Here is a 26,221-nt window from a genome sequence, read left to right as displayed (position 1 = left end):
GGATCGGGGGACACCGGCTGACACACGGGTCGCAGCGTCCGGTAGAAGGGACGCATGACACGAGTGGCTGTGGTGACCGGTGGATCGGCTGGACTGGGACGGGCCACGGTCCGGGAGCTCGCGGCTCGCGGGTGGGACGTCGCCGTGCTCGCCCGTGGTGAGGACGGCGTGCGCGCGGCCGTCGCGGAGGTCGAGGCGGCCGGGCAGCGTGGACTCGCGCTCGTGGCCGACGTCGCCGACCGCCAGGCCGTCGAGGACGCCGCCGACCGCGTCGAGGCGGAGCTCGGCCCGATCGACCTCTGGGTGAACGGCGTCATGGTCGGGGTGTTCGGCAGGTTCCTCGACACCGCGCCGGAGGACTTCGAGCGCGCGACGCAGGTCGACTACCTCGGGTTCGTGAACGGCACGCGTGCGGCACTGACGCGCATGGTGCCGCGCGACTCCGGGCACGTCATCCAGGTCGGTTCGGCCCTGGGCTCGCGGGGCATCCCCCTGCAGGGCGCCTACTGCGGGTCGAAGCACGCGATCGTCGGGTTCACCGAGTCGGTCGTCTCCGAGCTCATCGAGCAGGGCAGCAAGGTGCAGATCAGCCGGGTGGACATGCCGGCCCTCAACACGATCCAGTTCGGGTGGGTGCAGTCGTCGCTCCCGCACCACGCGCAGCCGGTCGCGCCGATCTACCAGCCCGAGGTCGGTGCCCGCGCCATCGCGGTCACCGCCGAACGCCCCCGTCGTCGCACCTGGGTCGGGGAGTCCACGGTCTACACGATCCTGGCCAACCGGATCAGCGGGCGCTTCGCGGACTGGTACGCGGCGAAGACGCTCGTCAGCGGGCAGCAGATCCCGGACAAGGACGGCGAGGAGATCGGCGTCAACCTGTACGAGCCGGTACCCGGTGACCACGGGGCGCACGGGGCCTTCGACGAGCAGTCGCACGACTGGTCACCGCAGACCTGGTGGGTCGAGCACCGCCGACTCGGCAACGGGATCCTCGGAGCGGCGCTCGGCGTCGCCGGGGTCGCCCTCGCCACCGCGGCAGGGCGCCGCCGATGAGCCGCCGGACCAGCACCACCGGGGTGGACCGTGCCGCCGTCGTCGAGGTCCTCCGCGCCGGCATCGGTGTCGCGCACCTGCTCGGGGCACGGCGGGCGCTCGGGCGCCCCGCGGTCCTCGGGCGGGTCCTCGGCGTCCGGCAGCTCTCACAGGCGACGATCACGGGACGTGCCGGGACTCCGGAGGCCCACACGCTCGGTGCCGTCGTCGACGCCGTGCACGGGCTCACGATGGTCCCGCTCGCGCTGTTCGACCGGCAGTCCCGACGCTTCGCGGTCCGGCAGGTGTGGATCGCCACGCTGCTGACGGTGCTGGAGGTCGCCCTCGTGGGGGCCGGGCGCCGTCGCTGATCGCCGACACGTCGACGCGACGGAGCCCCGCCGGCCAGGTGGTCGGCGGGGCTCCGTCGTGCGCGGGGGCCGGGGCTACTCGACCTCGGACGCCGGGTCCTCGGCCTCGACACCGGTCTCGTCGAGACGGTCACGGAGGTGGTCGGCCATCACGCCGGCGCCCTCGTCGCCGTGGTCGTGCTGGACCTGCTCCACGAGGCCGTGCAGCTTGTCGTCGTTCGTCGCGTCGTTCGCACCGTCCATGATCGGCTCGGTCTGGACGCCGTTGTCACGCTCTCCTGCAGTCATGGTCGCGACGTTACGCCGCTCCGGCAGTGCCCTCACGGGGATGCCCCAGGTCCACGCGGTCAGAGCCGGAGGCGGGCGAACTCCGGGTCGACGTCGCCGTGACGGTGGGCCGTGACGATGACCGTCTGCTCGCGGAGGTAGTGCGCCATCTCGACGACACCGGCCTCGACGACGGGCGCGTCGTGGATGGCGGTCTCGATGCCGGCGCCGAGCGCTTCCTCGACCGCGAGGGGGTCCCCGCCGAGCAGCCGGATCCGGGAGCCCGGCCCGGCGAACGCGGTGTGCGGCCGCGGTTCGAAGCCCTGGGACAGCACGATGTCGATCGCGTCCTGCGGTTCGTCGGTGCCACCCGACCAGTCCTCGCGGAAGAGGGCACCAGACGCCGCCCGGGCGAGGAACTCCTCGTCCGTCTCCACCAGGTGGTCGACCACGTCGAGCGGTGACCGACGCCCGGCGAACAGCTGGGTCAGCGGGCCGGGCAGCGCGCGGGCGGTGCTGAGCAGGACGTGCGCGCGGGCGGCGGTCGCGGCGGCGAGGGTCCGGACGAGCTCACCCGTCCCGACGCCCTCGGACTGCCGGACGACCACGGACTGCGGGCGGTACCGGAGCACGTTCCGCTCGACCCGGAGGTCGGCGGTGTCGCGGGACCGGCCGAACCGTGTCTGCCGGGCCTCCGCGTCGCTCGTCGCACCGGCTCGGACCAGGTCGAACTCCTCGAACGACAGCCCGCTGCGGGCGGCCTCGATGAGCGCGGTGACCCGCGGCGGCAGGCCGTGCAGCTGGATGCTCTTGTGGACCGTGCGCGGGACGGGTGCCCAGTGACCGAGCACGGCGACGGACTCCGGTCCCCCGCGTGCGGCACCCGCACCGACCGCGGCACGCCCCCATCCCCCGGCCGGCTGTCGTCCGACGACCGGGTCCGTGGTCGGTCGGTTCACCACGAGGGAACCAGCGGCCACGCGGTCCGTCCACGCCGCGACCTCGTCGACGTCGAGCGTGTGCAGGGCCTCCACCAGGCCGTGTTCGGTGCCGTTCTGGATCGCGATCGCCTCGTCGAGGGTCTCGACGTGCACCACACCGAGCACGGGGACGGCCGCGGCGGTCTGCGCGAAGGCGCTGCCGGGACGGACGCCGACGCGGACGCCCGGCGACCAGAGCCGACCGGACTCGTCGAGGACGGTGGGCTCGACGAGCCAGGACTCCCCCGGCGCGAGTTCGGTCAGCGCGGCGCGGGCGGCGCCGGTCGGTTCGACGAGGAGCGGTCCCACCTGTGCGGCGGGGTCCGTGGGCCAGGCGACCCGGAGCGCGCGGGTGGCGTCGGCGAGCTGACGTCGGAAGCGGTCGTCCTCGCCGACGGACCCGACCAGGACGACGAGTGACACCGCGCGGGCCGCCTGGCCGGACTGACCGAACGCCGAGGCGACCACGTCGCGCACCGCCTGGTCGACGTCCGCCGCCGGGGTCACCACAGCCGCGTTGACCGCTCCGGTGTCCGCGATCAGCGGGAGGCCCGCCCGCCACCAGCGGAAGGACCGGGCGGTGTCGGAGGAGCCGGTGAGCAGCACGCGGTCGACCGCGGGGTGGGCGACGAGGTCACGGCCGAGTTCGTCGACGTCGAGGTCGACGAGCTGCAGGAGCGAGTGCGGGACCCCGGCGTCCCAGAGCACGTCGGCGAGCACGGCGCCGGACCGCTTGGCGAGGGGGGACGGCTTCAGCACGACACCGCTGCCGGCCGCGAGCGCCGAGAGCACCCCGTCGGCGGGCGTCGCGACCGGGGAGTTCCACGGCGGGACGACCACGGTCAGACGCGGTGGGACGAAGACGGCGCCGGCGACGTCGGTCAGGTGCCGGGCACGGTCGGCGGCGTGGTGCGCGGCGTCGACCGCTGCGCTGACCTGCCGGTCGGCGTCGGTGAGGGTCATCGCGGTCTCGGCGACCACGACCTCGACCAGGGCTGCGCGACGGACCTCGAGCTGGTGGGCGACGAGGTCGAGCAGCTCGGCACGGTCCTGGGGATCCTGCCGCCCCCAGTTCACGCCCGCCTGGGCGGTCCGGGCGATGGTCCGTTCGAGTCGCTGACGGTCGGTGACCCGGGCACCGCGGATCGTCGCGGTGCCGAGCTGCGAACGGGTCACCCGGCGGAGCAGGTCGGCCGCCCACTCCCGGTTCGCGGCGACGGTGGGGTCGGTGTCCGCTGCGGGTGGGTGCACGACGGTGATCGCGGGAGGACCGAGGGGCGCACGGCGGTCCTGCGTGCGGAGGGTCGTCGGCGCCGGGTCGTCGAGCGCGGCGACGGCGGTGGTGAAGCGCTCGCGTTCCCGTGCGGCCACGGCGTCGTCCGTGCCGATCGAGAACGCCGTCGAGGTCGCACCCTCGCGGAGCCGTCGGGCGAGGTACGGGATCGCGGCGTCGAACTCGTCGGGCTGCACGACCGGGGTGCTGACGGTGACGGTCCCGAGGTCGGCCCGGACGGCGTCGAGGGCGGTGCCCGCCGTCCCGAGGAGCACCTCGACCTCGAGTGCGTCGCCCACCCCGCGGCGGTCGGCGAGCACCCGCGCGGCGGCGATCGCGAACAGGTCGTGTCCGGCGAGCGTCACCCGGACCGCGTCGGTGTGCTCGGGCGTCAGCGCCGCGTCGAGCAGGCGGAGGAGGGCGGTGTCCGTCGCCTGGCGCGTCGCGTACGTGGCCAGGGGACGGTCGTGCACGAGCGCGTCGGCCAGTCCGGACGCACCGCGTGCACCGGCGACGAGCCGGACCCGGACCGGTGCCCCACCACGGTGGCGCCGCGCCGTCGCCCACTCGGTCAACGAGGCGAGCACCCCGGCGCTGTCGGGGAGGTCGGCCGGCAGGGTGATCCCGGCGGTGGTGTGGGCGAACTCGTCCATGTCGAGCAGCTCGCGGAAGACCGCCGCGGTCAGGTCGAGGTCGCGCGGGTCACCGGTCCGGAACGTGATCGTGCTGTCGCCCGCGACGGCGGCGCGGAACACCGGGACGAGCCGTTCGACGGCCTGCTCGGTGGCGGTGTCGAGCACCCACGGCGACGACGGCGGCAGGACCTCGGACACCGCGAAGGACACGGCCGGCACGTCGGGACGACCGAGCAGGTCGGTGATCCAGCGGAGGCGGCGAGCACTCTCGCCCGGGCCGAGCACGGCCGGGCCGAGCGGGACGACGTCGAGGCGGCTGCCGGTCCCGGCGACCTTGGCGAGCGCCGACCCGAGCCGCGCGGGTGGCACGTCGACCACCAGGTGCCCGGCGAGTCGTCGCAGCACACGTCGCGCGGACGGGATGACGGCCCACGGTGCCATGGTCGCGAACCCGCCACCGACCGTGACCGCTCCGCGGAGGTACCAGGCGAGGAAGTCGGGGACGTCCCGGCTGGCCTTCTCGAGGTTCCGCGCCGCGACCTTCGGGTCGTCGGGGCGGATCACCTTGTCGATGAACCCGCGGGCGAAGTCGAGACCGCGGTCGTCGCGCAGGACCTCGGCGAGTCGGGCCGCCCCGGCGTCGGGCTTCGCGCCCCGGGAGGCGTCCAGCCACCGCCCGACGAGGGCGAGCGCGTCGTCGGTGCAGTCCTGGAGGCGTGCGGGCGGCATGCTCTCGATCGTAGGCCGCTCCCCCGACGTCTCCTCGGAGGCCGCCGTGTGCCGCCCAGGAGTCAGCCGGACGGATGATCCTCGGCCCCGACCGCCGCCGCCGTCGATACGCTGGCCCGATGGTGGAGCACGGCGTCGACGGCCACGACTGGGCCACGTGGGACGCGTTCCACGACGTCTGGCGCGGCCTCGACCGGGCGCTGGACCTGGCCGTGCAGCGCGGTGCGGGCATCTCCGTGCCCGAGTTCGAGATCCTCATCGGGCTGCACCGCGACCCCGAGCACCGACTGCGGGTCCGCGACGTGGCCGCCGGCATCGGGTGGGAGAAGTCGCGCGTCAGCCATCAGGTCACGCGCATGGTCGCCAGGGGACTCGTCGAGCGCGCCGACTGCCCGTCGGACGGCCGCGGCAGCTGGGTGGTCATGACCCCGGACGGCCGCCGGGCCGTCCTCGCCGGCATCCGAGCACACACCGCCGCCCTCGAGCAGCTGTTCTGGAGGCCCGTGGCGGCGGATGCGGAGACCCTCCGGTCGGTCTCGCACCGCGTCCTCGACGCGCTCGGTCCGGTCGACACCGACACCGACACCGAGGGCGGGGCCGACCCGGGAGACACCTGACCGTGCCCGGGACGGGCGTGGGAGGATGCCTCCGATCAACCTCGTGGGGGAGCAGATGGACACCGACGGTTCGCCGTCCGCGCGCGCGGCACTCGTGGCGGCGTTGGACATCGTCGACGCGGCCCCGACCGAGCGCCTCGAACGCATCGTCCGCATCGCGCGCGACCTCTTCGCCGTGCCGATGTCGTACGTGAACCTGCTCGACGACGCGCTCCTGCACACGCTGACGCCGAACGTCCCGGGCGAGGCCACGACCGTGCCGCTCGAGTGGTCGTTCTGCCAGCTCACCGTGCAGCGGCCCGGGCCGACCGTCGTGCCCGACACCGCCGCCGATCCGCGCACCGCTGACCTGCCGGGCGTCACGAGCCGGGGCATCCGCTTCTACGCCGGTGTCCCTCTGACCATGCCGGGCGACGTCGCCATCGGGACCCTGTGCTTGATGGACGTCGAGCCGCGGGAGTTCAGCCCCCAGGACGAAGCGGCCCTCATCGACCTCGGCCACTGGACCGAGCGGGCCCTGGCCATGGGCCTCCAGCACGATCGACTGCTCGAGGTCGTCGAAGCCCTCGCTCCGCAGCCCCTGGACGTGCCGGGCTACCGTCTCGCCGGCATCAGCGTGCCGTACGGCGACCTCAGCGGGGACGTGCACGACTGGACCGCGGGCGACGACGCCGTGACGTTCACCCTCGCCGACATCATGGGCAAGGAGCAGCCCGCGGCACTGCTCGCCGCCGGGCTCCGCGCAGCACTCCGGCAGCACGAGGACCTCTTGCCCGTCGCAGCCGTCGCCGCGATCGAGCCGCGGATCAGCGAGGACCTCAGCCGCGCCTCGGCCTTCGCGACGCTGTTCCACGCGCGCCTGACGCCGAGCACCGGCCGTCTGGACTTCGTCGACGCCGGACACGGCCTCGTGCTGCACCTGCGAGCCGACGGCACGTCGGAGATCCGCCGGTCGCGGGACCTCCCGCTCGGCCTGCACCCGGGCGGCATCCCCTTCCGGGCCGGAGCGCTCGTCCTCGAGCCCGGGGACACGCTCGTCGTCACGAGTGACGGTGCGCTCGACCTGGGCGATGGGACCATCGACACGCTGACCGACATCGGGCGGACCCTGCGGCACGCGCCGGACACCGCCGCGTTCCTCCAGACCGTGCGCCTCCGCGCCGCGGAGCACGCCGAGGACGACGTGACCGTGGCGGTGCTGGCGCGCGACGCCGACGGCTGAGCGCGAGCAGGGCGACGCGGACGGAAGGCGGTGTCGGTACCTGCCCACAGGTACCGACACCGTTGGCTCGTGCGCCTGACCCGAACAGGAACATCGAACTGCGGACGAGCCTGCCGGGTACCACCGACATCGGTGGTGTGCCGACGCGTCAGCGGGCTCCGCCTGCGAGCAGCACCGCGACCGACGCCGCCACCGCGTCGGCACCGGCGTGGTCGTCCGCCGTGATCGTCACGACCGCGCCCACGGCCTCGTCGAACAGCAGCAGCTGCCCGTTCGCCCCGTGCATCCGCCACAGCCGGCCCGGGCCGTCCCACCCGGCGAGCGCGTACCGCTCGTACGCCGGGCTCCGTCCGGCGGCGACCCAGTCGCCGTGCATCGCCGCGACCCACTCCGGCGCGACGAGCTGCCGGTCCGCGACCCTGCCGCCGTCCCGGACGAGCCGACCCAGACGTGCGACCTCCGCCGTCCGGAGCAGGAGTCCGCCTCCGCCCGCGATGTGGCCGTTCGGGCAGCGCTCCCACTCCGCGTCGTCGATGCCGAGCGGGGTGAGCAGCCGTTCCTGCACGAAGCGGCCGACGTCGCCGACCCGGGCCTCGAGGACCCGCATGGCCGTGTAGGTGCTGGCGTTCGAGTACTGGAACACCCGCCCACGTGAGGGTCGGCCGAGGAACTCGCGCGCCAGGTCCGGCCAGTCGGTCAGCAGCGTCGGCGACCACGGCAGGTCGACGCCGCTCGTCATGGTCAGCAGGTGGCGCAGGGTGACCGCGTCGGTACCAGCTCCGAGCTCCACGTCGGTGAGGGACGCCGACACCGGCGCGTCCGGGTCGACCGCCCCGTCAGCGACGGCGATGCCGGTCGCGAGGACGCAGACGCCCTTGGCGATGGACTGCACGTCCTCCCGCACGTCGGGCGTCCAGCGGTGCTCGGCGTCGTCGTCGCCCACGAGCACGTGCAGACCGTGCGCTCGGAAACCGGTCCGGGCGACCTCGGCCACGACGGCGTCGCGGACGGTCTCGGCGCGTGTCATCCGGCCATCCTCGCGCCTCGGCGGCCGGGAGACGAGTTCGCGGGCAGCCGCCAGTAGTCTGTGCGATCGGACAGTGTTCGGGAAGCGACGAGGAGACCACCACATGTCAGTCGGACTGCTCGCCGTCGTGGACGACATCCTCAGCGCGGCCCTCAAGGCCAGCGCGAAGACCGCGGGTGTCGTGATCGACGACGCCGCCGTCACCCCGCAGTACGTGCAGGGCCTCCAGCCGGCCCGGGAGCTGCCGGTGGTCGGACGGATCGCCCTCGGCAGCCTGTTCAACAAGTTCGTCATCATCATCCCGCTGGCGCTCCTGCTGTCGGCGTTCGCGCCGTGGGTGCTGCCGTGGCTGCTCGTCATCGGCGGCACGTACCTGTGCTTCGAGGGTGCCGAGAAGGTCACCGAGTGGTTCGGCGTCCACCACGAGGCCAGCAGCGACACCACGGTCTCCGAACCGAAGCTCGTGTTCGGGGCCATCCGCACCGACCTCATCCTGAGCACCGAGATCATGCTCATCGGCCTGGCGAGCCTGGACCCGGACCTCGGCTTCTGGCCGACGCTCGGTGCCCTGGCGGTCATCGGTCTCGGCATGACCCTGATCGTCTACGGCGCCGTCGCGCTCCTGGTCAAGGTCGACGACATCGGCCTGCAGATGATGAAGAACCCGTCGCGCGGCACCCGGCGCATGGGCGCTCGCATCGTCAGCGCGATGCCCGCGGTCTTCCGGTTCATCAGCATCGTCGGGACCGTGGCGATGCTCTGGGTCGGTGGGCACCTGGTCATCGCCAACATGGCGGAGACGTTCTGGGCGGGCCCGTACGAGATGCTGCACCACGTCGAGCACGCGGTCGAGGCCGCCGGACCCGTCGTCACGTGGATCGTCGACACCGCGATCTCGGCCGTCGCGGGCCTCGTGCTCGGCATGGTCGTCGTCGGGATCGTGCTCGGGATCGGCCGGCTGCGGGGGCGCACGCACTGACGGGCAGGCTCGGTCCTCCCGTTCCCTGACCGCTGGCCCCCCTGCCGGGTGGAGACTGCCGGCAGAGGCCAGGACGGCGCCGCAACCGGCGCGGAGACGCAAGGAGCAACGGTGACGGGACTCGACCGACGGACCAGGGTCCTGGGACGACTGATCGGACTGGCTTCGGTGACGCGGCGTTCCGAGGCGCAGATCATCGCCGACCAGCGACGAGTGGTCGGCCACAACCCCGTCACCGACCTGCTGCTCGGCGGCCTCGCGCCGGGGGTCAGCGTCCGCGACACGACCGCCGCCGGGCAGGACGGGCCGATCGGGGTGCGTCTGTACCGTCCGACCACGTTCACCGGGACACCGCCGCTCGTGGTCCTCGTGCACGGTGGTGGCTGGACCTCGGGCACGCTCGACACCTACGACTGGTTGGCCTCGAACATCGCACGGGACGCCCGGGTGGTCGTCGCGTCCCTCAACTACCGACTCGCCCCGGGTCACCGCTGGCCCGCCGCCGCCGAGGACTCGTACGCCGCCACCGTGGACCTCGTCGGGCGCGCGGGCGAACTCGGTGCGGACACGTCCCGGGTCGCGGTCGTCGGCGACAGCGCCGGCGGCAACCTGGCCGCCGTGGTCGCGCTGATGGCACGCGACCGGTCCGGCCCCGCGATCGCCTTCCAGGCGCTCCTGTACCCGGCGACCGACCTGACGATGGCCAGTCCGTCGATCGACGAGAACGCCACCGCCCCCATCCTCACCAAGGCCGACATGCTGGCCTTCCGGCAGCACTACCTGGGCGGCGCCGACCCGCGCGAGCCGTACGCGTCGCCGTTGTCCGCGGACCTCACGGGGCTCCCGCCAGCCCTGGTGCAGGTCGCCGAGCACGACCCGCTCCGGGACGACGGCCTCCGGTTCGCCGCTGCCCTGCAGGACGCTGGGGTCACCGTCCGGACCACGACCTACTTCGGCATGCCCCACGGGTTCATGGCGTTCCCGCGCATCAGTCGTGCGGTGCCCCAGGCCCTCGGAGAACTCTGCCAGGAGCTCCGCCGGGCGCTCGCCGTCGCATGAACCGCGCCGACGGGCCGTGTGCCGTGTGCCGTGTGCCGAGGAGTCCGTCCGGATGCCGACGGATCATCCACGCAACGAGCCCGCACAGCGGCGGTCGTCGGTGCGACGTCCGGACGGGGTTACGCTTCCGCCACCCCGAATCCGCGTGGCCCCGTCTCCGCCCGGGTGACAGCGACGTCACCCGGATGTCGACGGGTGCTGCACATCTGCAAGGAAGCAGGTCCCGGTGAACCCCTTCGCCCCAGCGCCCCTCGGACGGGCCCGAACCAGCAGACGCGTCATCGGCGCGACGGTGGCCGTGAGCGCAGCGGTGCTCGGCGTCGTCGCCACGACACAGACGGCCGTCGCCGCACCGCACAGCCACGCTCCGGCAGGCGACCTCGGCCCGAACGTGCTCGTCTTCTCCCCGGACATGCCGCAGGCGGACATCCAGGCGAAGGTCGACGCCGTCTACGACCAGCAGGTCGACAACGAGATGGGGACGTCCCGGTACGCGCTGCTGTTCGAGCCCGGCACCTACGGCTCGGCCACGGACCCGCTCGACATCCGCGTCGGGTACTACACGGAGGTCGACGGCCTCGGGCAGGACCCGAGCGGCGTCACCATCAACGGCGGGGTCACCGCGACGGGCCGCAACGGCAGCGGCTCACTCGACACGTTCTGGCGGTCGGTGTCGAACCTGACCGTCCACGTGGTGCCGACCGCCGACGCGTGCCACACGGCGAGCGAGATGTGGGCGGTGTCGCAGGCCGCGCCGATGCGCCGGGTGGACGTGAAGGACCACACGACGTTCATGCCGTACTGCGAGGACCCGAACTACGCCAGCGGCGGGTTCGTCGCCGACTCGAAGCTCGAGGGCGGCGCGCTGAACGGGTCGCAGCAGCAGTTCTACGTGCGCAACACCGACCTCGGTGCCGGATGGTCGAACGGGGTCTGGAACCAGGTGTTCTCCGGCGACCTCAACGCCCCGGCACAGTCCTTCCCGGTGCCGCCGTACACGACACTGACGGCGACGCCGGTCTCCCGCGAGAAGCCGTACCTGTACGTCGACGGCCGCGGCGCCTACCGCGTGTTCGTGCCGCGCGCCGTGACCGACTCGGTCGGCCCGAGCTGGGCGAACGGGCACACGCCCGGCCGGTCGTTGCCCCTCAGCGACTTCTTCGTCGCGCACCCCTCGGACTCGGTCGCGAAGATCAACGCCGCCCTCGCGAAGGGGAAGAACCTGCTCGTCACGCCGGGCGTCTACGACGTCGCGAAGAGCATCTCCGTGAAGCGCGCCGACACCGTCGTGCTCGGACTCGGCCTGGCCACCCTCACCGCGCAGCACGGCGCGGTCCCGATGGTCGTCGGCGACGTGCGGGGCGTCGACATCGCCGGGCTCACCTTCGACGCCGGCACCGTCAACTCGCCGACGCTGCTCAGGATCGGCAGCGGCCACCACAAGGGCGACCGGCACCGGTCCACCGCCGGCAGCGCAGCCGACCCGACCGCCCTGCAGGACGTCTTCTTCCGCATCGGCGGCCCGCACGTCGGCAAGGCGACGACGAGCCTCGAGGTCAACAGCGACCACACGATCCTCGACGACATCTGGGCATGGCGGGCCGACCACGGGGTCGCCGGCTCGGTCGGCTGGACCGTCAACACCGCGGACACCGGGGTCGTCGTGAACGGCGACGACGTGACCGCGACCGGCCTCTTCGTCGAGCACTACCAGAAGTACAACGTGATCTGGAACGGGGAGCGCGGTCGCACCGTCTTCTTCCAGAACGAGCTGCCCTACGACGCACCGGACCAGGCGTCGTGGCGACACCAGAAGACCGATGGATGGGCGGCGTACAAGGTGTCCGACCACGTCCGGACGCACGAAGCATGGGGCCTCGGGAGCTACATCTTCACGAACGTGGACCCGACGCTCCACGCGACGCAGTCCTTCGAGGTCCCGGACCGACCGGGCGTGGTCATGCACGACCTCACGACGGTCGCGCTCAACGCGGATGCGGGGACGATCGACCACGTCATCAACGGCCGGGGTTCCGCCGCGACGGGAGCCGTGTCCGGGCAGCCACAGACCGTGACGCGCTACTCGAACGGGGCCGTCGAGTAGGGGCCGCACTGTCCGCCCCGGCGCCTCAGGGCGGAGCGGCGACCGTGCGGTCGCACGGACGGAACAGGCCGTCCCGCTGGGATGCGGGACGGCCTGTTTCGATCCGGTCCACCATCTCCGGAGTCGCACGTGTGACGTGCTGGTGCGCGCACCCGGCCGGAGCCGGGGCGCGGTGTCGCTCGACTAGTTCGAGCGGCCGTTGCCGTCGCGGCGGTCGTCGTCGTCGTGCTCCGGCTTGCGGACGCCGGCCTTCGCGATGCCACGGCTGAGGATGTATGCCATCGTCACGAGCGCGACGTAGAGCCAGGCCTGGTCGGCGCCGAAGCCGGTGTGGCCCTCGTCCGCGTTGTCGACGACGGCGGACGCGATGAGGATCGCGAGCGAGACGACGATCCACGCGTAGAACTCCGTGGTCTTCAGGGCGGACTTGGTCTCGTTCCAGGTGCGGCGCACGACGTTGTCGTGGCGCGCGGTGTTCCCTGTCGTGTTCGACATGGTGTCTCCTTCGTGTTCAGTGCCACCGGGCGTCCGGTGGCCGCGTGATCTCGACACTCCTCCAACCGCGCTGATTACTCACCCAGTTTCGTACTTCGCAGAATACGCACTCTGCTTGCTTCCGCCGCTGAGGAGGAGCAGCATCATCGAGAGCCGAAGGACGAGGTCCGATCTGATGCCGAACGAGGACAACGCACGCAACGCCCACCGTTCCGGAGCAGAGGAGCCCCGCAGCGCGGCGGGAGCGGCCGCCATCGAAGCCCTGCAGGCACTGAGTGACAGCGTGCACGACGCCGACGAGCAGGCCCTGCGGGCGTTGCAGATGCGTCCCGTCGACGCGGTGGCCCTGCTGCACCTGGTGGAGGCCGGGCGCACGGAGCGGTTCCTCAGCCCTACGGAACTGGCGGCGAAACTCCGCCTGACCACGGCCGGCGTCACGAAGCTGGTGGACCGGTTGAGCGGCGCTGACCGGGTCGAGCGACGACCGAACCCGCGCGACCGTCGCAGTGTCGTGCTGGTGCCGACCGAGAGCGCGACCGCCGACCTCACCCGGGCGTACGGGCACATCCACACGCCGTTGATCACCGTCATCGACGAGCTCTCCGACGACGAGGCCGCCGTGGTCACCCGGTTCGCCTCCCGCTTCGCGGACGCGGTCCGCCGGGCCGGCGAGCGCGACGACGCGAGATCCGACGGCTGAACCGCTCCGCCGGGTGTCGACTCGTGGGCGCCGCCCGCTGACGGCGCTGACCGACGCGGTCGGGGCCACCCCAGGAGTCGCGGGGACGCGGTCGGGCTGCTGCAGGCGTCGCGGAGACGCACTGCAGCAGCCCGGACCTCACCGTGTCACGCGTCGCCGCACAGCGGGAGGCCGACGAGTGGCCTCCCGCTGCTGGTCACGAGGAGTGACGACGGCGGCGGAGCGCGATCGTGGCCACTCCCGCCGTCAGCAGGAGCGCCGCTGCGATCAGCGCCGACCGGACGGACGCACCCGTGAAGGCCAGGGCCTGCCCGCCGGTCCCGCCGGTCCCGCTGGTCCCGCCGGTCCCGCTGGTCCCGCTGGTTCCGCTGGTACCGGCCGGGCTGGACCCGTCGGGCGAGAGCGCGCCGGGCGCTGCCTCGTTGCCGCCGCCCTGCCCGGGCGCGCCGTCGTCCTGACCGGCGTCCCCGCCTCCCGGAGCCCCGCCGCCGACCGGCGGATCGACCCGCTCGGTGGTGACGACGGCTGCCGAGACGTCGGCACCGAGTCCGGAACGGTCCGTGAAGTGGACGGCCGTGACGGACCGGTCGGCACCCGTGGTGCGCTGCTCGTTGAGGACGAGCGTGCCCGCGCCTCCCGGCACCGCGATCCGGGTGTCCGCTGCGACCGGACCGGCCGGGATCGTCGTGCCGGCGATCCGACCGCCGCCGGTGGTCACCGTGGTGGCCGTCCCGCTGACCGTGACCTGCACGTCGCGCAGCTCACCCGCAAGGCGGGTGCCGGGGAAGAGCACGACCCGGTCGAGTCGCACCGCACCGCGGTCCTGTGCGGACCGCACGGAGGCCCCGGTCACCCGGAGCTGCCCGGCACCACCGTCGCCCACCACGTCCGCGCGGGCCGTGACCGGACCACCGGAGGCAGCCGGTGCCGCGAGGGGTTGCGCGCCGACGTCACTGGCTCCCGTGCTCCGGAGCCCGTAGGCGTACCAACGTCCGGGTGCCGGGTCGTCGGTGCCGGGAGCCGGTGCGGGCGCCCCGTCGCCGTTGCCGTCGCCGTCGCCGGGGTCACCGCCCGCCGTCGGGGCGATGGTGACCTGGCCGAGTCGGACCTCCGGGTACGTGCCGGTCAGGTCCTCGTAGTGCAGGGCGGTGAGCGTGACGGTGCCGTTGGCGTTCTCGACCCGCTCCCCGACGTGCACGCGGACCCGCTCGTCCCCGTCCCCGTCGAGGCCGGTGTACAGATCGGTGGCGGTGTTGATCCAGACGCCGTTGACGAACACGGCGTTCGCCTCGTCGTCGAACGTGACGTCCATCGTGCCGTCCGCCGTGACCTCGGCGTGCAGCCCGTTCACCTTGAGGGCGGGCCACCGGTACTCGGCGACGGGGTCGTCGCCCTCGCCCGGGACCTGTTCGTAGTGTCCGACCGAGAGGGTGGCGGTGTCGCCCCCCGCCCCGATCGCCGCCGTCACGTCCGTGGCCCGGGCGGGGTAGCCGTCCACGGCTCCGATCCGCTCGGCCGACCGTCGGTCGCCGGCTGCGGTCACCCGCGGTTGCGGGCTGACCAGGGTGCTGCCGTCCGCGGCCGTGACACCGACGCCCCACGCCTCGGTGACCCGCGCGTCGGGAGCGGGACTCGCGGCGGGTGCCGGGAGGGTGACGATCCCGAGTGCGACCTCCGGGTGGGTGCCGGTGAGGTCCGTGTAGCGCAGGGCGGTGAGGGTCGTGCTGCCGTCGGGGTTGACGACGCGCTCCCCGAAGCGCACCTGCACCCGCTCCTCCCCCTCGGCGTCGACCCCGGTGTACAGGTCGGTGGCGGTGTTGATCCAGACGCCGTTGACGAAGACCGCGCTCGACTCGTCGTCGAACCCGACCGTCATCGTGCCCTCGGGCGTGACGTGTGCGTGCAGGCCGTACACGCGCAGCGCCGGCCAGCGGTACGCGGCGACGGGGTCGGTCGCGGCGTCGGGGACCTGCTCGAACGAGTCGATGCCGATGTCCGAGGTGCCCTCGGCCGTCGTCGTGACGGTGACACCGCGGCCTGTGGACGGGGATCCGTCGGCCGCTGCGACCCGCTCCGCGGTGCGGGTACCGGTCCCGGTCAGTGCCGGCTGGCCGTCGACGAGGACGGTGCCGTCCGCGGCGGTGACGCTGACCCCGGAGACGGACCGGGCACGTGCCGCGTCGTCCGGGTCAGCGGCCGGCGGAGCGCTCGGTTCCGGTGACGGGGCGGGTGTCGGAGCAGGCGCCGGCTCCGGTGACGGGGCAGGTGTCGGCGTCGGCGTCGGCCAGCTGGTCGCCGGTGCGCAGGACACGGAGCCGGCCCGGACGCGCGAGATCTCGGAGGCACCCGAGTCGCCGTCGATCCGCAGACCGACGGTCGTCGCCGTCCCGTCCGCGCTGGTCGTGGTCGTCCCCACCAGGACCCGTGTCGGGCCGTACCGGGAGTCCGGCAGGTCGGTGCTCCACCCGGGTCGGGCGGTCGCCTCCGCGGTGACGTCGGTGCCACCGATCGACAGGCTGCCGAGGGTGACGACCGGATCGGCACCCGGGGTGCAGGCGACCCGGAGGTCCCGGAAGGTCACCGCCGGGCGGTCACGGAGCGTGAACGTCCCCGACTCGATCGTCGACACGGCGCCGTCCGGTCCTGCCGTCGTCCGCAGCCCGGTCGTCTGGGTCGTGTTGAGCTTCAGGACGTCCGTCGTCCCGTCGGCACGGGCCTCCACGGCTTCGCCGGAACGCCACTCGACGGCGGGCGTCGGACGGGTGAGCGTGCCGCCGTCGATGTCGACGACCTCGACTCCGGACGCCTTCGCGAGCGGTGCCCCGTCGGCGGCGAGCGCCGGGGCGGCGAGCGCCGGGGTGGCGATCCCGAGTCCGAGGAGCATCGTCGCGGCGAGCGCGACGGCGGCCTTCGTGCTGGTCCTGCTGCTGGTGCTGGTGCGTGCGGTCATCGGTCACTCTCCTTGCCGAAGCCCTCGATGAAGGCGCGTCCGTCAGGCACACCGACGCCGGTCACGTCGTCCCAGCCGGGGGCGGACTGCAGGCTCTGCGGCTTCGTGTCCCAGACGAAGACGGTCTCCGGCCAGAGGGCTCCGGCGTCGGGGCCCTTCGGTGACCAGGTGGCCGCCGACGCGGGCGTGACGTCACGGATCGCGTCGGTGCCGAGCAGGTCGTACAGCGCCGGGGTGGCGAGCCCGACCTCGACTCCGGTCGCGGCCTTCGCGAGCGCGACCATCGAGGCGACCATCGGCGTCGCGAGGCTCGTCCCGCCGTGTGTGGCGTACTCGACGCGGCCGTTGTGCGGGCCGTGGACGACGAACCCGGTGTTCGGGTCGCCGATCGAGGCGACGTCCGGGACGAGGCGCCCCGTCCCCGGCTCGTCGAGCAGCTGACGCTGCCACGTCGGACGGTCGTACACGTCGGACTCCCCACCGCCGGCGCCGTACGCGAAGCCGGGCGGGATCAGGGCACCGTTGCGGGCGAACCGGGTCTCGGTCTCCCACCCGGCCTCGACCGCGACGGACCCGTCGGCGGCCAGACCGGTGCTCGTCGCGCCGACGGCGGTGATGTACGGGCTCGAGGCCGGGGACGTCACGTCGGCACCTTCGTCGTGGTCGCCGAAGTCGCTGTGGTCGCCGTCGTTGCCCGAGGACGCGAAGACGGAGATGCCCCGCGACGCCGCCTCGACGAGCACCCGGTTCAGGAGCTCGCGGTCGTCAGCACTGTCGAGGTCCTCGGTCGACCCGAAGGACAGGCTGATGACGTCGGCCTGGTCGTCCTCGACGACGTCGAGGATCCGTGTGAAGAGCGCTGTGGTGCTGCAGTCGTCGGCACCCCAGTAGGCGACGGAGGCATCGGGCGCCATCGCGTGGACCGCCTGCACGTCCAGGTGCTGCTCCTCGGTCCAGCTCTGCGGGCCGCCGCACCGGTCCACGTCGGGCGAGGCCGGTGCGTGGTGCTGGTACTGCCCGCTGCGGAACGGCTGGGCGCCGGCCGCGCGGAAGTACGTGTTCGTGTTCGCTTCCACGTCCGGGTCGTCGTACGCGGCGACGATCGCGATCCGTGCACCCTCGCCGGTGTACTCCGCCGGGACGTGGTGGATCTCGCGGAGCTGCTGCGGCTGGTACCCGCACAGGGCGTTCGAGCGGTGGGTGACGTCCACCGAGGCGGGCCACGCATCGGTCACCCGCTCACCCCAGTAGGCGGCGCACTGGCCGTCGTCCGCCAGGACCGGAGGCCGGGCGTCCGTCTCGCCCGGACCGGGAGTCGGATCGTCGGTCGGACCGGCGACGGTCGGTCGGATCCCGTCGGCGTCGACGACACCGGCCACGCCGACGACGGCGTCGAGCGCACGCGGCACCGAGAGGGCACGGTCCGGTGCGACCGCGGTCGCACCGGCGGTGGTCCAGGAGGCGAAGGACGTCCCGAACGCGTCGCCGACGCGGTCGGCCGGACCGGAGACCGGCAGGACCGCGACCGACTCGCGCAGGTCGTCGACCTGGAGGCCCGCCCCGCGCAGCCACGCGGCCACGTCCGGCGCGGCGTCGGTGCGCGCGGGATCGAGGAGGACGGAGAAGTCCAGGGTGTCGGTGGTCACCGGGGCACCACGCTCGGCGCGGGCGACCCAGGTCGGGACGGAGTCGGAGAGGGTCCGCGTGTCCGCGGCTGGTGGTGCGGGGCGCGCGAGGAGCGCGCCGGGGACGAGCACGGCGAGCGCGAGCGCACCGATGACGAGACGGGTCTGCATGGGGGTCCTGGTCAGGTGGGAGACGGGAACGCAGCGCGGCGCGCTACTCCGGGAACCTTACATGCACATGAGAATCATCATCGTCTACTCGGACTCGACGACGGAGCACAGCCTTCCCTCGACGTCCCGGCATCCGCCACCGCGTAGGTTCCGAGCCAGGCGACCCCGCCGTCGGCACACCGCCGTCCCCGATCGAAGGAGTGTCATGTCCGACACCACCCCGGCCGCTCCGAGTGAGCCCGTCGACCCGAACGCCGCGTCCGTCCCGCCCGTCGAGGCCACGCCCGAGTCCCCTGCGACCGATGCACCGGCCGCCGAAGCCGTCCCCGCCGAGGCTCCCGCTCCGGTGACGGCCGCTCCGGCTGCGACCCCTGCCGCTGCCGTGCCGGTCGCCCCGGTCGTGCCGCCGCAGACCAGCCTCGCCTCGCGCGGCGTCAGCTACGCCGTCGACATCGTCTTCTGCATCGACGTCACCGGCAGCATGGACCCGATCCTCGACGCCGTGAAGGCGAACGCCCTCGGGTTCTACGACGACGTGCAGACCAACCTCACCGCGAAGGGCAAGAACGTCGCCGAGCTCCGTGTCCGCGTCGTCGCGTTCCGCGACCTCGTCGCCGACGGCGCCGCCGCGATCGAGGAGTCGCCGTTCTACGGCCTCCCGGACGACCGCGCCCGCTTCTCCGAGTTCGTCGGCGGCCTCGTCGCCGAGGGCGGCGGGGACGCACCCGAGTCCGGCCTGGAGGCCGTGGCCCTCGCCATCGCGTCGCCGTGGACCCGGAACGGTGACCGTCGCCGTCAGGTGATCGTGGTGTGGAGCGACCAGCCCGCACACCCGCTCGACCCCGCCGCCGTCCCCGCGGACCTCCGCTCCCGCATCCCCGCCGACTTCAGCGCGCTCACCGACGCGTGGGAGGACGAGCAGGGCGTCATGGGGTCCAGCACGAAGCGCCTCATCCTCTTCGCCCCCGACGGCCCCGGCTGGAGCGACATCTCGGCCGAGTGGGAGAACGTCGTGCACAACCCCTCGACCGCCGGTGGCGGCCTGTCCGACGTCGACTACGGCACGATCATCGACTCCATCGGGAACTCGGTGTGAGCGAGACCGCTGCGGGCCCGACCGCGTCCTTCGGGTTCAACCTGGCCAAGGTGCCGGACCACGGCGAGGACTCCGACCCGATCCTCCGGGAAGGGCCGGACCTCGGGCTCGCAGCGGTCTTCGACGGCATGGGAGGCGCGGGCGGCACCGTCTACGACACGCCTGACGGCGCGCGCTCCGGCGCCTACCTCGCCTCCCGGCTCGTCCGCGACGTGGTGGAGGAGCACCTCCTCCGCACGCTCACCCCGGACCGTCCGCTGCCGCTGCCGGCCACGGCCGTCGAGCTGCACGACGCCATCGCGACCGTGTTGCAGGACGCGCTGACGGGGCTCAACGCCCCCGTCAGCCGGTTGCGCTCCCGCCTGCTGCGGGCGCTGCCGACGACGATGGCGCTCGGTGCGCTGCAACGCAGCGAGCCGGACGGGTCCCGCTGGGTCTGCGAGGTGCTCTGGGCCGGTGACTCCCGCGTGTACGCACTGGACGCGTCCGGGTTGCACCAGCTGAGCATCGACGACCTGCGCGACCCGAGCGACGCCATGACGAACCTCCAGCGCGACTCGGTCATCAGCAACGCGATCTCAGCGGACACCGAGTTCCAGGTGAACCACCGCCGGGTGACGCTCGAGGCGCCGTTCGCGCTCGTCTGCGCCACGGACGGGTGCTTCGGCTACGTGCCGTCCCCGATGCACTTCGAGGGACTGGTGCTCGACGCGCTGGCCGGAGCCGAGTCCGACGAGGACTGGTCCCGCGCCGTCCAGCGGTCGATCAGCGCCGTCACCGGGGACGACGCGTCGATGGCGACGATCGTCGTCGGCGCCGACCTCGCCGACTTCCAGGCCGTCCTGGCACCACGACGTGCCGAGATCGCCGACCTGGTGGTGGCGCCCCTCGACGCGATGGCCGACGAGATCCGACGCGCGCAGCAGGACCTCGTCGACCTGCAGGCGCGGTACGTCGCCGCACAGGCCGAGCAGTGGCACCGCTACCGCGACGGCTACGAGCAGCTGCTGCAGGACGACCCGGACGCGTCGGTCGACCCCGTCGACGAGACGCCGGCGCGCCAGATCTGGAAGCCCGCCAAGCGGATCGCCACCGGGCACATCGCCGCGGCGGGTCCCGCCGAGACCGACAGCACGCCGGGCATCGGCACGGTGGACACCGACGAGACATCGGCACCCGAGGGTGCGCCGACGCGCGAAGGAGAGGTCGCCTGATGCAGGCCGGAGACGTACTGAACGGGTACACGCTGCTCGCCGACTTCAGCGTGGTGGGAGCCGGCCTCAGCCGCTGGACCTTCGCCACGAAGGGCGGGCGCGAGTACTTCGTCAAGGAGTTCCTCAGCCCCACCTACCCCGAGGACAGCGCCCCGGGCAGCGACCGGGTCAAGGCGCGGAAGCGCGAACGGTGCGCGGCCTTCGAAGCACGGCACGCCGCGATGCAGACCGCGCTCGCCCCGCTCTCGACGTACGGCGGCAACCTCATCGTCACGCTCGACTTCTTCCGCGCGGGCGCCAAGTACTACAAGACGACGGAGCGCGTGGAGTCCGAGGACCTCGGCGTCGCCGGGATCGCCGCCCTGCCGTTCCGCCAACGGCTCGTCCTGCTGAAGTCGGCCGCGCACAGCCTGAAGATCCTGCACGACCTGCGCATCGTGCACGGTGACCTCAAGCCGGACAACGTGCTGGTCAAGCGCACGGACCTCGGGTACACGAGCAAGCTCATCGACTTCGACAACGCCTACGTCGCGGGTGACCCGCCGCCCCCGGCGGAGATCGTCGGCACGATCAACTACTACTCGCCGGAGCTCCTCGGCTACATCCAGGAGGACGGGGTCGCGGCCGCCGACCTCGGGACCGCTGCGGACATCTTCGCGCTCGGACTCATCTTCAGCGAGTTCCTGACGGGGCAGTTGCCCGCCTACGACCGTGCGTACGGCGAACCGGCCGTGGCTGCGCGGAGCGGCGTCGTCCTCCGGGTCGACCGCACCTCGCTCGACCCCGCACTCGCCGACCTCGTCGACCGGATGCTGCTGGCCGATCCGGCGGCACGACCCACGATCGGACAGGTGCACGCCGGACTCATGGGCCTCCGTGGATCCGGCGAGGCGGTCGCGCCGACCGTGACGCCGGCTCCGTCGGTGAGCGCGCCGGCCGCGGCGCCCGCCCCTCCGGCTCCAGCCGCAGCGCCGGCCGCCTCCGGGGGCCTCCGCGGGAAGCTCGTCCGGCCGGCTGCGACGCCGACGCATGCCGCGCCTCCCGTCGGGACGAGCGGTTCCACCGCTCCCGCAGCCGACCCGTCCGAGGCGACCCCGCCTCCTGCGCCGTCGAGCGGGCTCAAGGGCAAACTGCTCGGTCGCACACCGCGCGACCGGAGGCCCGACCGTGGCTGAGATGCCGGCCGTCTGGCGCTGCCCGGTGTGCGAGGGCGTCAACCGCGGCGGCCGCACCTGCAGCACGTGTGGCGAGCAACTGCCGCCCGGCTTCGTGCCCGCGGACGCGACCCCGCGGCAGCCGGAGGCGCGGCCGCGTCCGTCGTACGCGCCACCGCGGACCGTGGCACCGCCGCCACGCCGCGCCCCGCGCTTCCCGAGCCCGGAGGAGATCTTCGGCAGCGACCCCTTCCGCTGACCCCGTGCGCGTCAGGGGCTGACGGCGATGCCGTGTGCGTCGGCCCACTGCATCGAGTGTTCCGCCTGCTGCCGGGACAACCCCGTCACCATGCCGCAGTTGCTGCACTCGATCAGGTAGGACGTGCCCAGGGAGAACAGCGGGATGAAGAACAGCGTCACCTTCTGCCGCTCGCGGACGATCTGCTGCGGTGCCGCGACCCCGCAGTGCCCGCACACGAAGGTCACGACGAACAGGAGCGCCGCGACCGCGCGGGTGCCGAAGAGCAGGAACATGCTTCGAGTGAACCACCCGGCACATGTCCACCCGGACGGGTGCGGGAGCGGTTCCCGACCTACTGCGAGAGCTCGCGGTCCAGGCGGTCGAGGAGCGCTTCGAGCGAGACCTCGAACTCCTCGTCGCTGCGGTCCTCGCTGAGCAGGGCACGCAGCCGCTGCACCTCCGGGGCGATGTCGAGGGACAGGTTCCCGTCGCCCTCCGGGACGGCGGCGCCGCCCTCGTCGAGCGGCTCCTCGGCGGGTCCTGCCTCGGCTCCCCTGACCACGGACTGCAGGAGGAGCTGGCCGAGCAGGAAGCTGCTGAACGCGCGGTAGGCGTTGACGGCCTGCGCGTCGGAGAACCCGTTCCCGGTGAGGGCCCGGAGGAACGTGTCGACGACCTCGATGCTCCGGAGCGGCGGACGCAGCCAGGGTGCGGCCGGGTGGCGGGTGGCGACGAGGGGGAACGCCTTGGGGTGGTCCGTCGCGATCCGGCGGACCGCATGCGCGACCGTCTGGAGGAACGCCTGCCAGTGCGTGCCCTCGGCCTCCTCGAGGTGGGAGACGAGGTCGCTCATCAGGGAGGCGACGATGCCCTCGAGCAGGTCCTCCTTCCCGTGCACGTACCGGTAGAGGGACATGGCCTCGACGCCGAGCTCCTGCGCGAGGGAGCGCATCGACAACCCCTGCGTGCCCGACCGGTCGATCTGCCCGAGCGCGGTCGCGACGATGAGGTCCCGGCTCAGCCCGGGTGCGGTCGTCCTGTCGCGTGCCGCCATGGCGGATCTCCCTCGCTGTGGGTGGCGTCCGGCCCCGACTGCGTCCTCGTGATGCGACGCCGCCGTACCTGAGACCGTACGCGCGCTTACGTCGTAAGCTCCGACGCGGGCTTACGCCGTAAGTCCGCCGAGGTGATCCCGCACCTCCATCTCGGACGCACTCCTCATCGGATCCGGTGACCACGCCGGGGAACAGGAGCACCACCATGATCGACAGCAACAGCATCAACGACCTCATCGGCGCCGACGTCTACGGCAGCGGCGAGGCGAAGATCGGCACCGTCGGACAGGTCTACGTCGACAACGACACGCAGGCCCCGACCTGGGTGACGATCCGCACGGGGCTCTTCGGCTCGTCCGAGACCTTCGCCCCGCTGACGGACGCCAATTTCGACGCCGGCATCGTCCGCGTCGCGTACGAGAAGGCGTTCGTCAAGGACGCACCGCGCGTCGAGGCGGATGGTGCCCTCAGCGACGAGGAGGAGCAGGCGCTCTACTCGTACTACGGCATGACCGACACCTCCGCGGCGGACGAGCAGCCCCTGTACGACCAGGATGCCGACCGTGGTGTGAACACCCACGGCACCCAGGGCCACGACACGTCCGGCCCGACGACCGACGACGCCATGACCCGCTCCGAGGAGCGTCTGCGCGTCGGTACCGAGCAGGTCCGGACCGGCCGTGCTCGTCTGCGCAAGCACGTCGTCACCGAGCAGGTCACCAAGACCGTCCCGGTCAGCCACGAGGAGGTCACCCTCTCCCGCGAGCCGATCACCGACGCGAACGCCGCCGACGCCCTCGCCGGCCCGGAGCTCAGCGAGGAGGAGCACGAGGTCGTCCTCTCCGAGGAGCGCGTCGTGACCGCCAAGGAGACCGTCCCCGTCGAACGCGTCCGCCTCGGCACGGAGACCGTCACCGAGCAGCAGACCGTCGACGAGGAGGTCGCCCACGAGGAGATCGAACTCGACGACAGCGAGGTCCGCAGCGCCACCGGGACCACCGACCGCGACCTCCGCTCCTGAGCACCACCGGCGGCGACCCCTCCGTCGCCGGGACTGAGCCCGCTCACACCTGTCGGCCCCGATCATGACGAGCGGGGCCGACAGGCGTACCCGCCCCTCCCGTTCCCTCGCCGGAGCACCGCACGGCCCAACGGAGCAGAGCATGAACCGAGACCAGCAGCACGTGTCCGACGCCGACGACCACGTCGAGGTGGTCCGCAGTGAGGAGCGCCTCGCCGTCACCACCGAGCGTCACGCCACGGAACGCGTCCGACTCGAGCGGTACATCGTCACCGAGCAGCGCACCGTCACGGTCGACGTCAGCCGTGAGGAGATCCGTCTGACCCGCGAGCCGATCACCGGCGGGACGCGCCTGCCGGCCGGCGCCGGCGACACCGTCCGCGAACCGATCGTGGTCGTCCTGCACGAGGAGCAGCTCGTCGTGACCAAGACCGTCGTGCCGGTCGAGCGCGTCACACTCACCACGCACACCGTCACGCAGGACGTGGTCGTCGACGAGACCCTCCGGCACGAGGTCGTCGACGTCGACGAGGTGCGCGAGTCGATGGCCTGAGCAGCCGACCCGAGTGCACCGGGCCTCCTGGCCGTCATCGCGACGGACGGGAGGCTCGTCTCGTTGCCGGTGCCTCGCATGGGCTGACGATGCAACGTCCCTGCCGGATGCGCGCCTCCGAGAACGAGTTGCAGTCCGCTCCTTTCCCTGCGGCTGAGGTCGCAGTACCATGTTCGCGAGGTGCCAAATCGGTTTGGCACACTACGAAGGGGTAGCAGCAATGACGAAACACCTCGTGATGTCTCGGCGCACGGTGCTGACGGGGATGGCGGTTCTCGCCGTGGCCGCACACAACGTGCCCGCTCTGCAGGCGACCGCGGGACAGAGCCCCTCTGCCGGGCACCGCGGGAAGCTCGAGCCTCGCCGTCGTCGCGTCCCGGTGGGGCTGCTCTGATGCCCGCCGACAAGAAGAAGCCGGTGGCCATCCCGCCAGAGCCGAACGTCTACGACGTCACCGACTGGAACCCGACCGGCGCTCTCGATCCGGTGCGGGACATCGGCGCCGTCATCAACAGCATCATCGGGGACATCAAGCGCCGCCAGACCAACCAGGCGGACAAGCCCGGCGCCGTGATCTACATCCCGCCGGGAACCTACTCGCTGAAGACGCGGGTCGTCGTCGACATCAGCTACCTCTGCATCCGCGGATCCGGACACGGCTTCACTTCGTTGAGCATCCGTTACAACTCCGGCGGCACGTCCACGTGGCACGAGATCAACCCGGGGGGCAGCCACATCACGGTGGAGAACGCCGACGGCAAGTCCGAGGCGTTCCTCGTGCAGCGATCGGGAGACCCGCGGTTGAGCTCGATCGAGTTCGAGAACTTCTGCCTCGACGGGGTGTCGTTCACCGGCAACCAGAACTCGTACCGCAACGGGAAGGTCGGGATCCGGTTCGCGTCCGCGACCGACGCAACCCGGGTGCGCGGGATGGGGATGGTGTACCTCGAGCACGGCCTGATCGTGCAGGACGCGGACGCGCTGGACGTCTCCGGGAACTTCATCGCTGAGTGCGGCAACTGCATCGAGCTCACCGGGTCCGGCCAGGCGTCGAAGGTCACCGACAACCACCTCGGAGCGGGACCCATCGGGTTCTCGCTGTTCGCCGAGCAGCACAACGGTCTCCTCGTCACCGGCAACAACATCTTCCCTCGCGGGATCGACTCGGTGCACCTCAAGAACTCGACGAGGTGCACCATCTCCGCAAACCGACTGCACTCGTTCTACCCGGGCATGATCACGCTCGAGGGGAACTGCAAGGAGAACCTGATCGGCTCGAACATGTTCGAGCGGCAGGTGGAGACGTACGGGCCGTTCATCGGAGTCGGCAACGGCCGACCGGATGACTTCGGTGTCGTGCAGGTGAACGGTGACGGCAACACCATCACCGGCAATCACGTGACCGTGATCATCCCGCCAGAGCAGGTCGCACCCGCCGGCGCGACCGCAGCGGTGTTCCGCGTCGCGAGCGGCGATCAGAACCTCATCGGCGCCAATCACGTGATCAGCAACCTGACGCTGCACACTGTGGTCCTCGACGCGGGCACGACCAACTCGCACGTCTTCGACAGCGGAACGGAGGCGCAGTTCGCCGCCGCCTCCACGAGCTATGGGTTCCGACCCACTCCGTAGGACCGTGCGCAGACAACGG

Annotated in this window: 22 protein-coding genes; 14 read left to right on the top strand and 8 right to left on the bottom strand. The window is 72.4% G+C overall.

The window, feature by feature from the left end; all coding sequences use genetic code 11:
* Positions 1 to 54 precede the first annotated feature (54 nt).
* Together DEI84_RS02235 and DEI84_RS02230 are read left to right on the top strand one after the other, a co-directional pair.
* Positions 55 to 1,053, top strand: a complete 999-nt coding sequence (locus DEI84_RS02235; RefSeq protein WP_110825683.1) for an SDR family oxidoreductase — start codon at positions 55 to 57, stop codon at positions 1,051 to 1,053.
* On the top strand, positions 1,050 to 1,403 hold the full coding sequence (locus DEI84_RS02230; RefSeq protein WP_146236283.1) for a hypothetical protein: 354 nt from the start codon (positions 1,050 to 1,052) through the stop codon (positions 1,401 to 1,403). Before DEI84_RS02235 ends, DEI84_RS02230 begins: the two co-directional genes overlap by 4 nt.
* 75 nt (positions 1,404 to 1,478) lie before the next feature.
* Here the strand turns inward: DEI84_RS02230 and DEI84_RS02225 are convergent, their stop codons facing one another.
* On the bottom strand, positions 1,479 to 1,691 hold the full coding sequence (locus DEI84_RS02225; protein WP_110825686.1) for a hypothetical protein: 213 nt from the start codon (positions 1,689 to 1,691) through the stop codon (positions 1,479 to 1,481).
* 59 nt (positions 1,692 to 1,750) lie between these two features.
* Entirely contained in the window at positions 1,751 to 5,287 is a 3,537-nt protein-coding gene (locus DEI84_RS02220) for a proline dehydrogenase family protein (protein WP_110889498.1), read from the bottom strand.
* Positions 5,288 to 5,406: 119 nt separating this feature from the next.
* Here DEI84_RS02220 and DEI84_RS02215 point away from each other — a divergent pair, with 119 nt between their 5' ends.
* Together DEI84_RS02215 and DEI84_RS02210 are read left to right on the top strand one after the other, a co-directional pair.
* Positions 5,407 to 5,904 carry a MarR family winged helix-turn-helix transcriptional regulator gene (locus tag DEI84_RS02215; protein ID WP_181420311.1) on the top strand — a complete coding sequence of 166 codons (498 nt, stop codon included), beginning with the start codon at positions 5,407 to 5,409 and terminating at the stop codon, positions 5,902 to 5,904.
* 25 nt (positions 5,905 to 5,929) lie between these two features.
* Positions 5,930 to 7,126, top strand: coding sequence for a PP2C family protein-serine/threonine phosphatase (locus DEI84_RS02210; protein WP_181420310.1), 1,197 nt, complete (start codon positions 5,930 to 5,932; stop codon positions 7,124 to 7,126).
* A 148-nt stretch (positions 7,127 to 7,274) separates the two neighbouring features.
* Here DEI84_RS02210 and DEI84_RS02205 read toward each other — a convergent pair whose 3' ends face one another.
* Positions 7,275 to 8,153, bottom strand: a complete 879-nt coding sequence (locus tag DEI84_RS02205) for a serine hydrolase (protein ID WP_110889495.1) — start codon at positions 8,151 to 8,153, stop codon at positions 7,275 to 7,277.
* 103 nt (positions 8,154 to 8,256) lie between these two features.
* On the opposite strand from DEI84_RS02205, the gene DEI84_RS02200 reads away from it, so the two are divergent.
* The 3 genes from DEI84_RS02200 to DEI84_RS02190 all read left to right on the top strand — a co-directional run bounded on the left by DEI84_RS02200 (position 8,257) and on the right by DEI84_RS02190 (position 12,295).
* Complete coding sequence (locus DEI84_RS02200) at positions 8,257 to 9,132, top strand: DUF808 domain-containing protein (RefSeq protein ID WP_110889494.1); 876 nt, start codon at positions 8,257 to 8,259, stop codon at positions 9,130 to 9,132.
* 111 nt (positions 9,133 to 9,243) lie between these two features.
* Positions 9,244 to 10,191: an alpha/beta hydrolase gene (locus DEI84_RS02195; RefSeq protein WP_181420309.1), complete on the top strand. Its 948-nt coding sequence runs from the start codon at positions 9,244 to 9,246 to the stop codon at positions 10,189 to 10,191.
* A 298-nt stretch (positions 10,192 to 10,489) separates the two neighbouring features.
* Positions 10,490 to 12,295 carry an adenylyl cyclase gene (locus DEI84_RS02190; RefSeq protein WP_258371664.1) on the top strand — a complete coding sequence of 602 codons (1,806 nt, stop codon included), beginning with the start codon at positions 10,490 to 10,492 and terminating at the stop codon, positions 12,293 to 12,295.
* A 183-nt stretch (positions 12,296 to 12,478) separates the two neighbouring features.
* On the opposite strand, the gene DEI84_RS02185 is transcribed toward DEI84_RS02190, so the two are convergent.
* Positions 12,479 to 12,790 carry a hypothetical protein gene (locus tag DEI84_RS02185; protein ID WP_110858041.1) on the bottom strand — a complete coding sequence of 104 codons (312 nt, stop codon included), beginning with the start codon at positions 12,788 to 12,790 and terminating at the stop codon, positions 12,479 to 12,481.
* A 175-nt stretch (positions 12,791 to 12,965) separates the two neighbouring features.
* Here DEI84_RS02185 and DEI84_RS02180 point away from each other — a divergent pair, with 175 nt between their 5' ends.
* A complete protein-coding gene (locus DEI84_RS02180; protein ID WP_181420308.1) occupies positions 12,966 to 13,490 on the top strand; it encodes a MarR family winged helix-turn-helix transcriptional regulator in 525 nt (174 codons plus the stop codon).
* Positions 13,491 to 13,686: 196 nt separating this feature from the next.
* Here DEI84_RS02180 and DEI84_RS15555 read toward each other — a convergent pair whose 3' ends face one another.
* Together DEI84_RS15555 and DEI84_RS02170 are read right to left on the bottom strand one after the other, a co-directional pair.
* Positions 13,687 to 16,440, bottom strand: a complete 2,754-nt coding sequence (locus tag DEI84_RS15555; protein WP_181420307.1) for a hypothetical protein — start codon at positions 16,438 to 16,440, stop codon at positions 13,687 to 13,689.
* Complete coding sequence (locus tag DEI84_RS02170) at positions 16,437 to 18,236, bottom strand: S8 family serine peptidase (RefSeq protein ID WP_110889490.1); 1,800 nt, start codon at positions 18,234 to 18,236, stop codon at positions 16,437 to 16,439. Before DEI84_RS02170 ends, DEI84_RS15555 begins: the two co-directional genes overlap by 4 nt.
* A gap of 205 nt (positions 18,237 to 18,441) precedes the next feature.
* Between DEI84_RS02170 and DEI84_RS02165 the strand changes: the two genes are divergently transcribed.
* From DEI84_RS02165 to DEI84_RS02155, 3 genes are read left to right on the top strand one after another with little or no spacing between them, the layout of a single operon-like run.
* Complete coding sequence (locus tag DEI84_RS02165) at positions 18,442 to 19,332, top strand: vWA domain-containing protein (RefSeq protein WP_220032855.1); 891 nt, start codon at positions 18,442 to 18,444, stop codon at positions 19,330 to 19,332.
* Entirely contained in the window at positions 19,329 to 20,546 is a 1,218-nt protein-coding gene (locus DEI84_RS02160; protein ID WP_110889489.1) for a PP2C family serine/threonine-protein phosphatase, read from the top strand. Before DEI84_RS02165 ends, DEI84_RS02160 begins: the two co-directional genes overlap by 4 nt.
* On the top strand, positions 20,546 to 21,721 hold the full coding sequence (locus tag DEI84_RS02155; RefSeq protein ID WP_110889488.1) for a protein kinase: 1,176 nt from the start codon (positions 20,546 to 20,548) through the stop codon (positions 21,719 to 21,721). Before DEI84_RS02160 ends, DEI84_RS02155 begins: the two co-directional genes overlap by 1 nt.
* Before the next feature lie 249 nt (positions 21,722 to 21,970).
* Here DEI84_RS02155 and DEI84_RS02145 read toward each other — a convergent pair whose 3' ends face one another.
* On the bottom strand, positions 21,971 to 22,234 hold the full coding sequence (locus DEI84_RS02145; protein ID WP_110889486.1) for a zinc-ribbon domain-containing protein: 264 nt from the start codon (positions 22,232 to 22,234) through the stop codon (positions 21,971 to 21,973).
* A gap of 59 nt (positions 22,235 to 22,293) precedes the next feature.
* On the bottom strand, positions 22,294 to 22,995 hold the full coding sequence (locus DEI84_RS02140) for a TetR/AcrR family transcriptional regulator C-terminal domain-containing protein (RefSeq protein WP_110825700.1): 702 nt from the start codon (positions 22,993 to 22,995) through the stop codon (positions 22,294 to 22,296).
* Between the two features lie 206 nt (positions 22,996 to 23,201).
* Here DEI84_RS02140 and DEI84_RS02135 point away from each other — a divergent pair, with 206 nt between their 5' ends.
* The 3 genes from DEI84_RS02135 to DEI84_RS02125 all read left to right on the top strand — a co-directional run bounded on the left by DEI84_RS02135 (position 23,202) and on the right by DEI84_RS02125 (position 26,202).
* Complete coding sequence (locus DEI84_RS02135) at positions 23,202 to 24,017, top strand: DUF2382 domain-containing protein (protein ID WP_110889485.1); 816 nt, start codon at positions 23,202 to 23,204, stop codon at positions 24,015 to 24,017.
* Between the two features lie 142 nt (positions 24,018 to 24,159).
* Positions 24,160 to 24,570: a YsnF/AvaK domain-containing protein gene (locus DEI84_RS02130; RefSeq protein WP_181420306.1), complete on the top strand. Its 411-nt coding sequence runs from the start codon at positions 24,160 to 24,162 to the stop codon at positions 24,568 to 24,570.
* Between the two features lie 393 nt (positions 24,571 to 24,963).
* Positions 24,964 to 26,202 (top strand): NosD domain-containing protein, encoded by a 1,239-nt coding sequence (locus DEI84_RS02125; RefSeq protein WP_110889483.1) that lies wholly within the window; start codon positions 24,964 to 24,966, stop codon positions 26,200 to 26,202.
* The last annotated feature ends 19 nt before the right edge of the window (positions 26,203 to 26,221 follow it).

The organism is Curtobacterium sp. MCBD17_023, from assembly GCF_003224415.1.
In the GTDB taxonomy this organism is placed as follows: Bacteria; Actinomycetota; Actinomycetes; order Actinomycetales; family Microbacteriaceae; genus Curtobacterium.
This window is presented reverse-complemented; position numbering and strand designations above follow the sequence as displayed.